Genomic DNA, 15,107 nt, shown 5'->3' on the forward strand with positions numbered 1-15,107 from the left:
GCACGATTGAAGCGGCAAAGGGGAATAACAGATGAATCCACAGCGATTATTTAACCGATATGGACTTACAGTGACTTACGAAAATGGCGATACGCCTGTTTATGAAACAGCAGGTTGGGTGCAAGGCGATGGCGGTGTGGACGAAACGGGCAGTTACGAAACGTACTTGCTGCCTTTCCGGGACGCGGAGGAAACAAGCCGGCTGACGCTCGAGCTTCGTTGTTACGAGCACACCGTAAGTGCTTATATGTCGGTGCAATTAAAACAGGATGTCTTCGGCGTGACGCATTCATTGGCAGCGGATGCCGGCATACTGCTGTCGGTCGGCGAGCCTGTCGGCAGCTTGGAAGGCATACTCGCCCACTATAATGCGTACAAATGGTGGTGGACCCGACCTTATATGGCGAAGAGCACTGCAGCTCTCCCTGAGAAAACGCAGGCGCTGCTCTGGAAAGCGGGCGGCCGCTACACGCAGCTGTTCCCGCAATGCTCGAATGTGTTCAAAACGACGATGCGCGGTGACGGCGAAGGACTGCAGTTTGTTATTTCTCCGCTGCTTCGCGGTGTAAGGACGGGCCGTGAGCTGCTGTTTGTTCTTCATGAAGGTGACAACGCTTATGAGGTTGTCGAGAAAGCCGCTGAAGCGGTATTCCTGGCTCGGCAAGAGCCGGTTCGGCTTCGGGAGTCGAAGCGTTACCCAGAGGTTTTCGACTATTTGGGCTGGTGCACATGGGATGCGTTCTATCATGATGTTTCGCAGAAGGGCATTGAGGAGAAAGCGGAGGAGCTGCGTACTAAACAGGTTCCGGTCAAATGGGTGATGATTGACGACGGCTGGTCTCCGGTGCGCGAGAAAGCTCTTGTGTCGTTCCAGGAAGATCGCTCGAAGTTCCCGGATGGTCTTGCCGGTACGGTAAGCAAGCTCAAGAACGACTTCGGCGTCAACTGGGTCGGCGTCTGGCATGCGTTCACGGGTTATTGGCATGGCGTTGATCCGGAGGGCGAAATCGCTATTAAACATCGCGACCTGCTGCAGACCGACACTGCCGGTCGTTTGGTTCCGAGCACGGATGCGAAGATCGGCTTCGGTTTCTGGAAGCAATGGCATAGCTGGTTGTCCGCGCAAGGCATCGACATGCTGAAGGTGGACAGCCAGAGCTCCGTGATCGAATTTGTCAAAGGCCAACAGCCTCTTGGACAAGCGGCGAAGGGATTGCATGAGGCGCTTGAAGCTTCGGCATCGCTATATTTTGATGGCCGCTTGATCAACTGCATGGGCATGGCGCAGGAAAATGTGTGGAGCCGCGTTAACTCTGCAATTTCACGTAACAGCGACGACTTCTATCCCGCGAAGCCGGAATGGTTCCGCGAGCATGCGCTGCAGAACGCCTACAATTCGTTCTATCACAGCACGCTGTATTGGGGCGATTGGGATATTTGGTGGACGTCCCACGCGGATCGTACGGATCATGCCGTTCTCCGCGCGATTAGCGGCGGCCCCGTTTATGTTAGCGATAAAGTCGGCGAGACCGATGCTGAAGTACTGCGCCCGCTTATTCTGTCCGATGGCCGCATTCTTCGTGCCGACAAGCCGGGCGTACCGACAGAGGACGTACTGCTGGTGAACCCCGTCGAAACCGCGGTGCCGCTCAAAATCATGAGCCGCTCCGGCGACAGCGGACTGCTCGCATGTTTCCACATTCATGCGGATGCTGCGCCGATTGATGGCGAGTTCCGCTTGACGGACATCGCTGGGATGGAGGCTGCCGACGAGTATGCTGTCTATTCGCACTTCGGCCGCAGCGCCTCCTTGCTTGGCGAGACCGTGGCGGCGTATGGCTTCACGGTCGAACGCGGCAAACCGCAGCTGTTCACGGCCGCCCCTTACCGTAACGGCTTTGCAAGCTTCGGCTTAATCGACAAGTACGTGTCGGCGGCTACCGTCAAATGGATGCTCGCTCAACCGGACCGCGCAACTGTGCTATTGCATGAAGGCGGCGTGTACGGTTTCGCGTCGAAGACCGCGCCGGTATCCGCAACCGTGAACGGACAAGCTGTCGAAGTCCGCTCCGAGCAGGGCTTCTACTCTATCGCAAGTGATTCAAGCACCACAGAAGTACTCATCGAAATCCGTTTTGCTTAGAAGGAATGGGCTGCCTCACACAGCACGCATGTATGCGTATGCGGCATGTGAGGCAGCCCATTTTGTATTGTTGGTTGTTACCTCGCGGGTATTCCTCCAATGTGCGGTATCTGCTACCTCTCTTGCTGCTCGATCGCCGATTTCCCGCCAATGTGCGGTAACTCGTTCCCCTCTTGTTGCTCGATCGCCGAACGCCGGCGGAGGTGTTGCTTTGGAAAATACTCTTTCTAACCGAGCTTATCACAATGTAGATCTCTGGATGAGCTACAAAGTCTATTTTCGCCATTTTTAGGTTAATGTGGATCTCTGTGTGAGCCACATTCCCACCAATGTAGATCTCTAGGCGAGTTACTCCTATTTCCTCAAATCCCATCAATGTGTTGCTCTTTGAGCTACTCTTACTCTAATCCACCTTACTTCCATCAATGTATTACTCTGGGAGCCCCTCTTACTCGTTGCCAACTAATGTCGGTGGATGTGTTGCTCTGGGGGCTACTCTTTACTCGATTCCTCCGAGTTTCGGAGGATGTGTTGCTCTGGGAGCTATTCACTTCTCTTTTGGACTTAGATCGGGAGCTTGAAAAGGATTAAAGCCACCTAACGGTTAATAATGTCCGTTAGAAAGTAAGAATTCCAAAATAAGAAATTTAATGGTCAAGACTGTCCGTTAGAACCGAAAACTAGCCCAAGACACTAATAATTCAGCTGTAATGAACAAAAATGACCGTTACAGGCAGACTAATAGCGATAAACGCCTGTAACGGCCATATATGTCCGTTACATCCTTCATTGTATGAGTAGGTAGGCTAGAATTCAAAGTGTGTGGTGCGCGGTGCCGGGTGCGGTGCCGATTCCCGGGTTCGGGGGGGCGTGGGAGGCGCAGGTTCGCGGATGCAAGGGGGCGGAGGACGTCGTGCTTGAGATTGCAAATGCGGCGAGTGACTTCCACCACAACAACAAAAAACACCCGCTAGTCAACGAATCGACCAGCGGGTATCTACATCATTCTATGTCGTTACAGCATCCTTCTTCGCAGCACCGGTAAGAAACTCAAGCACGCGCGGCAGCTTCATGTTCCAGTAGCCCCATTCGTGCAAGCCTGTTTCTTCCTCGTAGGTGAGTTCGATGCCCAGCGCTTTGATATGGTATAAGAAGCGGATATTGTCGGCATAGAGGAAGTCTTCCGTGCCGCAGCATTGGTAAAGCGCAGGGAGCTCTTTGCCGGATTTCGCTGCAACATTCGCAAGGTGGAACAAGTCGTCCTTGTGCTCCTGCGTGCCTGCCGCATCACCGAAAATATCGGTGAACTCACTGCCTTCAAACAAATTCTCAATCGCGTGGATATCCAGCGCGCCGGAGAAGCTTGCCGCGGCAGCGTAACGCTCCGGATAAGCCAGCGCCAGCTTCATTGCGCCGTAACCGCCCATCGACAAGCCGGCTGCAAAGGTATCTTCTCTGCGGTCCGAAATCGGGAACATCGCTTTCACGATCTTCGGAAGCTCCTCGCTCACATACGTCCAATACTTGCGGCCATGCGCCATATCGGAGTAGAAGCTGCGGTGCACGTTCGGCATGACGACGAACATGCGGTATTTGGAAAGCTGGTACTCCAGCGTCGTTTGGCGAAGCCATGTATTCTCGTTATCGCTTAAACCATGGAGCATGTACAGCACCGGCAGCTTCTCGCCCGGCTGCACGTCCTGCGGCATCACGATGGACACCGAGGAGGTCATCCCCAACACGCTTGAAAAAAAATCCATATGAATGACTGCCATCGTTCATTCTCCTCCTGTAGCTGCGATGGAATTCGCAATCGTTTCTATAGCGCCTGAGCCTCGTCATAACGAAGCAACCGTACGCCGCCGCTTCGAACCGCGTCCAGTACACGCTTATCCGTAAACATCAAACGTTCCCAGTGGCGATCTTGCGCAACCTTCGTACCCGGATAATCCGAATTTCCCCAGCTCCGAGTCTCTTCATCATCATAGCCGGGATGGCCGACGATCAAATACTGTCCCGGCGCGGCGTGCTTCAGCCGAGCGACGAACTGATCCACCGGATCCCCCGCCACTACGCTTTCGCCTGCATCATCGCCGCTGATCTCAGGCAACCTGCCCGTAAACGGACGATGGCTGATAAGCCCTTCTTGCACGCACCATGCATCAAAAGCCGCATCAAGCCCCTTAATCGCCCATTCAAAGAACATATGCGAATCGGCATACGTTATTGCAAATCCGGCTGCACGAAGCTTGTCCAACTGCGCCTTCATCTCGCTTAAAATCTGCTCGACATCCGGCGGCGCGGCAAGCCACAGACCCGGGTGCTGCTTGAAATAACCGTCCGCCTCAACAAGTGTCGACACTTCAGATGCCGGGAGCAGCGGCTTCCAGCGGAACGTCTCCCATTCCGCATTCATCGTAGCATGAAGACCGAAGCAGATGCTTCGGTCTCCGGCAAACAAAGCCGCCGCATGATCTAACGCGGCGCCCGTTGCCATCACGGAGACGTTGCGCACGATACCGTGCTTGCAGCTCTCCGCGATCGCTAAGTTATGGGACTCGCAATTGCCGCAGTCGTCGGCTCTTGTAATTAATGATACTGTACTGTTCACACTATCTGTACTGTTCGTACTGTTCGTACTGTTCGTCATGAAAGATCCTCGTTTCCCGTTGGATTTATTCTTTGACAGAACCCATCGTTATCCCCGTGATGAAATAGCGCTGAAGCAGCGGATAAATAATGAGAATCGGCAGCATCGTTACGGCGATTTTGGCCGAGTTAAGGGTTTCGCTCGATACTTTCGTAAGCTGGCTTACATTCTCTGTGGTGATTTTCGTCGGATCGATCGTTACTACGACCTGCTGCAGATACGTTTGCAGCGGAATCAAGTTGCTCTTCGTAACGTAGATCATCGCAGAAAAATATTCATTCCAGGTGCTCACGATATTAAAGAGCGTAATCGTTGCAAGTACCGGCAGCGAAAGCGGCAAGTAAATAAGAACCAGCTTCCGCCAAGCGCCTGCTCCGTCCATGCCAGCCGATTCGTCCAATTCCTTCGGCAGGTTACGGAAGAAGTTCATCACCAGAATAGCGTTATACACGTTAACGAGACCCGGCAGAATCAGCACCCAGAAGTTGTTCATCATGCCAAGGGATTTGATCGTCAGGTACGTAGGCACGAGACCGCCGTTAAACATCATGACGAATACGAATACCCACATGTAGACGTTCCGCGATTTGAACTGTTTGGTTTCGCGCGATAACGGGTACGACATCAGTACAGTGACGAGCAAGCTAAATCCAGTATAAGTGACGGTACGTTTTACCGAAACCCAGAATGAGAGAAAGAATTGCTTATCCGTGAACACTTTTTGATAAGAACTGATATCAAAGCCTTTCGGCCATAGAAAAACTTGTCCGGCCATAGCGAAGGAAGCTTTACTCAGCGACAACGCCAGCGTATGAATAATAGGCGCAACGGACAGAAGTGAGATAACTGCCATGAACAGCAGCAGCAGCACATCAAATGACCGTGAACCGAGCGTTTTATTTTGAACCATACCTTTTCACCTCGCTTGTATACACTAGAAGATCCGATAATTAGCAAATCGATAAGCCATCGTATAAGTCAGAATAACCAAAATGAAGCTCACGACGGAATTAAGCAATCCGATCGCGGTTGCCATCTCATACTGGGCGGACATCAGCCCTGAGCGGTACACATACGTATCAATAATATCGCCGGATTCCATGACCAGTACGTTGTACATGTTGAAGACTTGGTCGAAGCCCGCATTAAGTACACCATTAAGGCTAAGTGTAGCAAGCAGCGCGATGGTCATCGCAATGCCCGGCAATGTAATATTCATTAGTTTTTGGAAACGTCCTGCTCCGTCAATTTCAGCCGCTTCATACAGCGAAGGGTTGATGTTGGTGAGAGCCGCTAAGTAGATAATCGTTGAGAATCCGAACTCTTTCCATACGTTGGATGACACGATGATCGTGCGGAACCATTCATTGCTCCCGAGGAACATTTGCGGATCCAAGCCAAACCAGCTGTGCAGCACCCAGTTAACGGGACCGCTAAGCGAAAGCACATCTTTGAGAATACCGGCTACGACTACCCATGACAGGAAGTGAGGCAGATAGACGACGGTTTGCACGGTACGTTTAAACCAGCGCAGTCTAATTTCATTGAGCATCAGTGCGAAGATGACCGGCACAATAATGAGGGTAATGATTTTACCGAACGAAATAATTAAGGTGTTGCGCAAAATCGTGGCGCTTTCCGGGTTGTCGAGCACGAAGAGAAAATGTTTGAAGCCTGCCCATGGCGAGCCCCAGATTCCTTTGGTAGGCACAAAATCTTTGAATGCCAATACGATACCTGACATCGGATAGATTTGAAAAATCAAGACCAATGCGAGTGCCGGCAACAGCATGATATGAAAATGTATGGATTCCTTCTGCCACAGCTTTGCCATCTCTATAATCCTCCCATCCCGCTTAGGAAACGAAAGGCGTTAACCGTTAGGATTAACGCCTTTCCTTCTCCATCAGCTTGAACTAACCTTAATGCGTTTTTGTATATTCTGCGTTTACTTCTTCCGTGATCTTCTCGCCGCCCAGCTTGTTCCACTGCGTTACGAAGTTGTCGAACTCCGAAATATCCTTCTTGCCCATGATGATTTCGAGGAACACTTTCGTCTGCAGGTCCGTAAGCGTCGTGTTGCTTTGCTCCATGGTTGGCGTTGTGCCGGTGAATTCGTTGAATACGTTGTTCAGCTTGTTATGCGATACTACGCCGTTACCTTCCATCCAAGCCAGGAACGTCTTGTAGTTGTTGAGGTCTTTCTTCGGATTGTCCTTCTCGGATTTCACTTGATCGAAGATCGGTTTCTCCGCGATATCAAGAATGCCTTCTTGTGCCGTACCAGCGAAAATCTCATCGAATTTCTTAACCGTACGAGCTGTTGTATCCGGGAATGCCGGGGAAATTTGCGCGTTCAGACCCCATTGGTTTCTAGTCGAATCGCTTGCTTTGTAGATGCCTGTCGTTTCAAGCTCAAGCAGCTCAGGAATTTTCTTCGTCGAGTTTGCTTTCATCGTGTTCATGATTTTCACGGCCAGCTCCGGGTGTGCGTAGCCTTTCTTAACAACCATGAAGGAATTGGAGTAGAACTCGTTACCTACGTTAACATGGTCGCCTGTCAGAATCGGATAAGCTTTCCACTCGCCTTTAGGGTTGTTGTCGATGGCACCGCCGATTGGCCAGTACGGGTTCCACCACATGCCCATCATCATACCAGCGCGGTCGCTAACCAGGAATTCAGCTGTTTTGTTGCCGTCACGAAGCGCGAATTCGCTGTCGATCGAGCCGTCTTTGTACATTTGCGCCAATTTGCCAAGCGCCGTTTTCATTTCAGGCGTTGTCGAACCGTACACGAGCTTACCGGAAGCGTCTTTGACCCACATGTTCGGGAACGCGTTCTCTGCCCATACGAAACCTGTCAACGTAAACGGATCGTTGTTGAACAATTGAGCACCTTGCACAGCAAGACCAAGCGTATCTGCTTTGCCGTTGCCGTCCGGATCTTGCTCTTTGAACGCTTTGGCAACAGCCATCAGCTCATCCGTTGTCGTAGGAGCTTTCAATTGCAGCTTGTCCAGCCAATCTTGGCGAATCCATACCATCTGTGCGTTGTTCATATCGTTAACGCTTGGCAGGCCGTACAGCTTGCCGTCGAACGATGCGTTCTCAAGCGCTTTGTTGTCTACCGATTTATTAACTTCTTTCACCGCGTCGCTTGCATACTGCTCATAAACCGTAGTCAGGTCTTCAAGCATGCCTGCATCGTACATCCGCTTCAGAAGTGTTTTTGCAGGAGTCTTGTCGATGTTCTCTACAACGAAGATGTCCGGCAGATCGTTACTTGCGATCATGAGGTTGAATTTATTGGAGTAAGCCGATCCATTCGCTTCCCAAAGCGGCGTGGATTTTACGTTAAGGGATGTTTCCAGGTAAGACTTGTATTTATTGTTTTCGAAGGATTCGCCTTCAGGGAACTTCTTTGCTGCCTCAGGGTTGTTGTTTACGATTGTCGTAAACTCAACGGTTTCTGCGTATTTTCCAAACGGATCCGCTTTCTCTACCGGCGTGTTTGCCGGTGCGTCCGCTTGTGTGTTATTCGAGTTGTTCGAGTTTGCGGTCTCGTTTGTTTTATCTCCGCAAGCGGTTACAACAAGCATTAATGCTACTGCCGACAACAATGCTGCTTTTTTCAATGCTACCCCTTCTTTCGGCTGTTTAATGTTATTTGGTACATGACCATCATACCGCCGCATCAAGCCGAATCGTGAGAGAATCGGGACTTATGCACGGGAGAAGAACGTCTGCCTATCGGACATCATTGTCGACGCCAGACGACTTTTTTCTCACCTGCATTCGTTTTTTTTCTACCTTACCGCCGTAATTGACGTTCTCTGAACTCCGATGGCACCATGCCGGTTTGCAGCCGGAATATCTTACTGAAATACTTCTCATCTTGGAAGCCTGTCTTCTCCGCGATCCAATAGATCGGCATATCTGCATGCTGGACCAGCATCTGCTTGGCTTTCTCCAGCCGCGCTTCCTTAACCGCTTCATGAAAGGACTTGCCGATGATCTCTTTGAATATCGTACTGAAATAGCTCTGGCTGAGATTCACTTTCGCGGACAGCTCCGTACGATTGGCGCTTCCACCTGAATCCGTATGCAGCATCTCAAGCGCACGCATGATCGCGATAAACACATCGTTCGAGAATCCGCGGCTTCTGGCGTACTGAGTGATGCTCATTGACGCTTGCTCGAACCAGCGCTGCCATTCAACAAGCGTGGTGAAAGCCGCTGTCGCCATGCGCCAGTCCGGCCACAACCGATTGTTAACGGCGATCAAATCCCAAGCGGCCGCCAATTCCTCGAACATCGTCACGACGCTGCGATAGGAAGGCCTGCCATCGCGGATAGCCAGCAGCAAGTCCTCGAACTCTTTCTTATCAAACAACCAGCGCTGATTGTGCCAAGCTAGCCGGATATCAGCTGGCACATCCATCGTGCTCGGCTTCTCACCGATGAGCTCCGAAAGCGAAACGGTATATTCATCGTTTGCATAGGACTCATAAAACATGCGTTCCTTCAGCATTGGAAGCCAATCCGATGTTCTCGGCTTATCCGGCCAATTCGTTACGCGTGCGTAACAAAGCTTGTCCGCTTCGCCTTCGCTTTCGATCCGAGACAGCAGCGCATCGATTTCGGAACTGGTTTTGCCGGGAACCATCCAGATCGAATCTTGAATTTGAACGGCGCCTTCCAAACCTGCCGGACGTGCTCGCGGTGTAACTTGCTCCGGCATCATAATTACCAGAGACTCTTTGGATTCAGCCTGCTTCGCCTGCCCGGATGCATCAGCAGGACCGCCTTGTGCTTGCTCCGCCACGATTCGCTCGGATATGCGCAGCAGCATTTCTTCGAGCACATTATCCGCGATATCGGTCTTCACGACATAGTCGATGGCGCCGAGGCGCATCGCATCCTGCAGAAAATGAAAATCCTGATGACAGGTCAGCACAACGGTCCGTACCGCAGGGTAACGTTCTTTTACAATACGCATTAATTCAAATCCGTCCATGACCGGCATCGTCAAATCGGTCAGCAGCAGATCGATCGGTACCCGATCGATAATGTCGAGCGCGCTCTCCCCATTGTCCGCCTCAGCAACAATTTCAAACCCGCATTCCTTCCACGGTACGGTAAAGACCAATCCTTTGCGCACCAAATGCTCATCGTCTACGATCAATGTCCTAATCATCCCATACCTCCTTCACCGTGATCGGCAGCAGCAGCCGCATTTCCGTACCGACTCCGAGCGTGCTGGTTACCTCGAGTCCATACGGATCACCGTAGTACATTTTCACAATATTATTGACAAAATTAAGCCCAATCCCAAGGCCGACCTTACGGCGGTTGGGGTCATTGGAATGAAACAGTTTCTCGATAACCTCCTGCGACATGCCTTCCCCATTGTCCTTCACGCAGATGAACAGATGCTCTTCATCTGCCCTGCTTACCCTTACGGTTATCGTGCCATCCTTTTGCTTGAAACCATGATAAAGGGCATTCTCGACAAGCGGCTGCAAAATAAATCGCGGCATTTCAATCGCGCTTGTCGCCTCGTCCACCTCGATCTCCACGTTAAACTTATGGTTGTATCTGATTTGCTGCAGCTCCATGTAGTCTTTGACTGTCTGGATTTCATCGCCGACGGTGACGATCTTGCCTTCCTTGCCCAGATTGTAATTGAGCACACGGGTAAAGATCATCAGCAGCCGGACGATTTCGTCCTGACCGTTAATGCGAGCGAGCCACTGCGCCGTGTTAAGCGTGTTATGAATAAAATGCGGGTTCATCTGATACATGAGCTTCTCGACTTCGAGATGTCTTTTGCGCGATTCCTTCTGTTCGATCTCTGACATCAATTCGCGGATGCGCTGGCGCATCTCATAGAAGTGGTACAGCAGCTCGTCAAACTCCTTCATACGAAGGGAAACCGGCGGCTCATTGAACCGATTCTCGCCAAGCAGCTTGAACTGTTTGCGGATGCGCTGCAGCGGACCGTAAATCATGCTCCAGATGATCCAACCGATGACTAAACCGATAATAAGCGAGAGAATGCCAACGGCTGCGAAGCGCTTCAACCAAGCGTTCATCTCTTTATGGTAGTCATTACGGTCAATAACGACTGCGACTTTAATGCCGAAGTTGCTTGAGGTTTCAAAGAAGACAAACTTATCTCCGAGCCGATCTTTTATGGAAGTGATATCGGCGCCAATCGGGAATTCGGTGTCTTCCTGGCTGTTATAGATAATGTGGCCTTTCGCGTCCAGCATCAAATGCCGGACAGGCATCCCGTAGGGGTCATTGTTGAACAAGCTTGTGATTGCAGAGACATTCGTCTCAATATAGACATAGATCGGCACGGTGCTCTTGTCGCCGGAGCTTGTTTCCGTTTGCCGCATAATCGAGAAGACGGAATTGCGGCTGTTCGTATATAACGTGCGATGCGGGCCGTGAATTGTATAATTGCTCGTATTCTGGTTGATTTTCACAAAGTCGTTAATGTCGAGCTTCGGGTTGATATATAAATTCTCAAACAGAAACTGCTTCGTATCGGGCAAATAATAGGTCGTCAACCCAAGCAGCGGGTTCGTGTAATTAATCAAGGATATATAATCCTCAATTTCATCGGCTAATTCTTTGCGGTCGAGCGGATCAGCCGTCGTCAGGTAGCTCTTGAGGTCTTTACCGACCTTCCCTTCGAAGGCGAGCTGGCGGGAGGAGTAATCCAAGTTGCTTAATATGGACTCGATCCCTTTGCGCTCTTGCTCCAAGCTCTTCTCGACTCCTTTCTCTACCTTGTTCTGAAGCACATTGTAGATTCCATAGAAGGAGATGAGTCCAATGAGGGTCAGCGGAATAATAACGGACAGCGCCAGCATGGCTAACAGCCGGTGCTTCAGTGTATAAGGCAGCAGATCAAGCTTGCGTTTCGAGCTTCGAAAAGTCATAACGTCCTCCTTCAAATAAGAAAACCTCCATGCACGCAAAGCATCAGCTTTACGAACAAGGAGGTGAGGATGAGCTTATGGTTGATCCGCTCTGCCATTGCTGCTTGAAGGGGCTCCTGATGCTTCAACTATTTTACATCTAGTTCATGCATTGAACAACTCCGGCAGCTTCGGTAATGAAAGTATTTGCAGGCGAGGAATCATTTATACTTACGTCCAGCTGCATACGGGCTAGTTTAGGCTGCTTCCGGCTTTCTGCTTCACCGTTCCCGATCTAGCCGCCGGCAGGCTGATGCCGATCAATCCCATGAACATCAAACAAGCGCCAACGAGTTGGCCGGAATAAACGGGCTCTTGGAAAAATAACACACCGGACAAGGCTGCCGCAAGCGGCGTCAAATACCGATAGAAGCTTGCCGTTGCTGCGCCGATCTGAGGCATGGCTTTGTTCCACAGGAGGAAGCAGATGATCGTGATGACAAAAATATTGCATGCAAGCGCCCCAATTGTTGACCAGCCTATTCCGGCCCAATCGGTTGCTCCCCAAGCTTTGGTTGTAAAAGGCAGCATAAACAATGTACCGAAGCTGAACATCCAAGTGGTCATCCGCAGCGCCGAATATTTCTGGAGGATCGGAATGCAGGCTGCAGAGTAGAATCCACCGCAGACGCTAACGGAGAACGCAAGCAAATTGCCAAGCAGCAGGTCCGAATCCAGCGAGAAACTGCCTCCTGCCAAGATGACCAGAATGACGCCCAGCATCGATACCAAACCGTATCCGATCAGCGATCGCCTGATGCGCTCCTTCGTAAAGATCGGCGCAAAGATCGCCGCGAAGATCGGCCATGGCGCGATGCTTAGAATAGACGAATTCGCAAGCGTCGTATAATCGATGGATACCACCACGAAGCTCTCCAGCATGGTTGTGCCAATAATTCCAAGAGCAATGAACTTCCACAGATCGCCCGGGCTAATGCCAATGCTGCCTTCCTTCCATCTGAGAAGGCCGAACATAAGTATTGCGGACACACCGAAGCGCAGCATTAAGAAGAGCATCGGATCGAGCGACTCCAAACCGACCCGCACGACAGCATAATTAAGCCCCCACAGAAACGCGATAATACCAAGAAGAAAATATGCGCTCACGCCTTGTTTACCAAGCGGAGCAAGTGCTGCCTTTGAAGGTTTCAACCGCTTCATCTCTCCCGTCGCCAATCGTCCCACTTATTGTAAGTCATCCTTTCCTCCCCTGCCAATGTCAAAAGCAAAGAGGAGATTGCCGGCTGCAACAGCTCAGCAATCTCCTCTTCTGGTGAACTCTGCGATGAATAATCCCGGCGCCGCTTCCACTTCTCGAACTTCCTCGAAGCCGAGTTTCGCGTACAGTCGTTTCGCCGGCGTATTCGCGGCTCCCGTTGCTACGATGAACGTGTTTGCCTGACTCCGAAAGGCTTCCAGGACAAATTGGACGAGCCTTTCGCCGATTCCTCTGCGGAAATAATTCGGATGGACAACGAGTCGATGGATATCAACTACGCTGCCCTCTTCCTCTAATTTAAAGGAAATCGCGCCGGCCAATTCGCCTTCGACATAGCAGCCGAAGAATATTTCTTGGCATTTCCCAAGCTTCTCGATCGTGTCATGAAGACCGGGAATACCATCGAAGCCGATAAGCTCGGCTTCGATTCGGTAAGAAGGCAATTGTACATCTAGGAACTGCTGCGCTGCCGATGGATCCGTCAAATCAAGCCGCTTGATCATAGCGTCGCTTCCAGCACGCTTTCTTGTGCCCCTGCTTCGTCATCCTTCTTCGTCACCAGCACTTCCTTCTTCAAGAACCAGCAGATCAGGAAGGATACGATAGCGAGTACGAAAGAGATCCAGTAGAGATGCGTAAATGCGTCAGCGAATACAATTTTGATTTGTTCGAGCAGCGTTGGATCGATATCTTGGGGAATCGCGCCCGTCGAGATATCGCCCAGCTTCGCCGCTTGATCTGCCGTCATGGAACCGGCCAAGCCCTTCAATCCCGACGTGACATTAGCTGCGAGTACGGAGCCGAACAAACTGAATCCGATGGTCATGCCGATGGATTGGAAGAGCGTTACGGATGACAGCGCAATCCCGCTGTGCTCTTTCTCAACCGATTCCTGCACGATCAGCTGATTGCCGAACAACGTACCGAAGCCAAGTCCGAGAATGATGAAGTAAATGACGAAAATGTAAATCGGCGTATCCACATGCGTTGTCGACAGTAGATAGAAACCGATGACCGGAAGAATAAACGAAATGCCATAAATATTGCGGTAAGGAAATTTGGTCATCAACCGACCTGCTACTACACTTGCCGCGATTGCGCCCACCATGAGCGGAAGCGTCAGGTAGCCTGCCGCTGTAGGCGTCAGTCCCAGCACGTTTTGCGCAAAGAACGGGAATGAAGACAGTGCGCCCATTACGGCAAGGATGAAGACGAATACGAGCGATGACAGCACAACGAAATTGCGGTTTTTGAAGAGATGAAGCGGCAGGATCGGCTCCTTCGCCTTGGATTCCACGAAAACGAACAATCCAAGCAAGAGCACGCCGACTCCCATGAGACTAAGCATGACAGGTTCTGTCCACGCATAGCCCTCTGTCTGATGCAGCACCGGCGTTAGCAGCAGGCTGACTAACGCGGCAACAAGAATAATGGCCCCGTACCAATCGACACTGACTTTGCGCTCCACCCTCGTTTCCTGAAGTCCGAGCGATAGGATGAACGCAGCCAGAACGCCGACCGGAATATTCACGAGAAAGATCCAGTGCCATGAAATATGCTGGGCAAAATATCCCCCGACAAGCGGTCCGAGCAGCTGCGGAATAAACATGACAGCACCGAATAACCCTTGAATCTTGGCCCTTTGTTCAACCGGGAACGTATCGCCGAAGATGACCATCGCCAGCGGCATGAGTCCCCCTGCGCCAATCCCTTGAATCCCCCGTCCAATGAGCAGCACCTCCATCGATGGTGCCAAGCCGCTAATAATGGAGCCGCCAATGAATAAGCCCATACTAAGTAAGTAAATCTTCTTGCGTCCGTACAAATCGGCCAGCTTGCCGAGTACGGCCATAAAGGAAGTCATGGCGAGCATATAGACCCCGCCAACCCAGCCATACAGCGCCAATCCGCCCAGATCACGGATAATCGTGGGCATCGCCGTCGAAACAACCGTTTCGTCAAGCTCTGCGAAGATGACCCCGATCATCAACCCGATCAAAATTAATGTTTTATTGCTTTCTTTTTGCTTCAAAGCCGTTAATCCCCCTTTTCTTGATGTTCATGTTCATCGTAATCCATCTTTGTGAACGGAATATTAACAAA

The 15,107-nt window shown here is 51.0% G+C and carries 11 protein-coding genes; 1 reads left to right on the top strand and 10 read right to left on the bottom strand.

Annotated elements, in window-relative coordinates:
• The first annotated feature begins 31 nt into the window (after window positions 1–31).
• Window positions 32–2,143, top strand: coding sequence for a Sip1-related alpha-galactosidase (locus tag I8J30_RS03175; RefSeq protein WP_210655290.1), 2,112 nt, complete (start codon window positions 32–34; stop codon window positions 2,141–2,143).
• A gap of 1,007 nt (window positions 2,144–3,150) precedes the next feature.
• On the opposite strand, the gene I8J30_RS03180 is transcribed toward I8J30_RS03175, so the two are convergent.
• From I8J30_RS03180 to I8J30_RS03225, 10 genes are all read right to left on the bottom strand, one after another.
• A complete protein-coding gene (locus I8J30_RS03180) occupies window positions 3,151–3,918 on the bottom strand; it encodes an alpha/beta hydrolase (RefSeq protein ID WP_210655292.1) in 768 nt (255 codons plus the stop codon).
• 44 nt (window positions 3,919–3,962) lie between these two features.
• Window positions 3,963–4,793 (bottom strand): ChbG/HpnK family deacetylase, encoded by an 831-nt coding sequence (locus tag I8J30_RS03185; RefSeq protein ID WP_210655294.1) that lies wholly within the window; start codon window positions 4,791–4,793, stop codon window positions 3,963–3,965.
• A 25-nt stretch (window positions 4,794–4,818) separates the two neighbouring features.
• Entirely contained in the window at window positions 4,819–5,703 is an 885-nt protein-coding gene (locus I8J30_RS03190) for a carbohydrate ABC transporter permease (protein ID WP_210655296.1), read from the bottom strand.
• Between the two features lie 24 nt (window positions 5,704–5,727).
• Entirely contained in the window at window positions 5,728–6,627 is a 900-nt protein-coding gene (locus I8J30_RS03195; protein WP_091214048.1) for an ABC transporter permease, read from the bottom strand.
• Window positions 6,628–6,715: 88 nt separating this feature from the next.
• Window positions 6,716–8,428, bottom strand: a complete 1,713-nt coding sequence (locus I8J30_RS03200; protein ID WP_210655298.1) for an extracellular solute-binding protein — start codon at window positions 8,426–8,428, stop codon at window positions 6,716–6,718.
• 176 nt (window positions 8,429–8,604) lie between these two features.
• Window positions 8,605–9,990 carry a response regulator gene (locus I8J30_RS03205; protein ID WP_210655300.1) on the bottom strand — a complete coding sequence of 462 codons (1,386 nt, stop codon included), beginning with the start codon at window positions 9,988–9,990 and terminating at the stop codon, window positions 8,605–8,607.
• The gene (locus tag I8J30_RS03210; protein WP_210655302.1) at window positions 9,983–11,746 is read right to left on the bottom strand and encodes a sensor histidine kinase; all 1,764 of its coding nucleotides are present in this window, start codon (window positions 11,744–11,746) and stop codon (window positions 9,983–9,985) included. The genes I8J30_RS03205 and I8J30_RS03210 overlap by 8 nt, the downstream gene beginning before the upstream one ends.
• A 231-nt stretch (window positions 11,747–11,977) precedes the next feature.
• The gene (locus I8J30_RS03215) at window positions 11,978–12,937 is read right to left on the bottom strand and encodes a DMT family transporter (RefSeq protein WP_210655304.1); all 960 of its coding nucleotides are present in this window, start codon (window positions 12,935–12,937) and stop codon (window positions 11,978–11,980) included.
• 102 nt (window positions 12,938–13,039) lie between these two features.
• Window positions 13,040–13,507: a GNAT family N-acetyltransferase gene (locus I8J30_RS03220; RefSeq protein WP_210655306.1), complete on the bottom strand. Its 468-nt coding sequence runs from the start codon at window positions 13,505–13,507 to the stop codon at window positions 13,040–13,042.
• Window positions 13,504–15,036, bottom strand: a complete 1,533-nt coding sequence (locus tag I8J30_RS03225; RefSeq protein WP_240547755.1) for an MDR family MFS transporter — start codon at window positions 15,034–15,036, stop codon at window positions 13,504–13,506. The genes I8J30_RS03220 and I8J30_RS03225 overlap by 4 nt, the downstream gene beginning before the upstream one ends.
• Window positions 15,037–15,107: the final 71 nt, after the last annotated feature.

It is taken from the genome of Paenibacillus lignilyticus (genome assembly GCF_017942085.1).
GTDB lineage: Bacteria > Bacillota > Bacilli > Paenibacillales > Paenibacillaceae > Paenibacillus_Z > Paenibacillus_Z lignilyticus.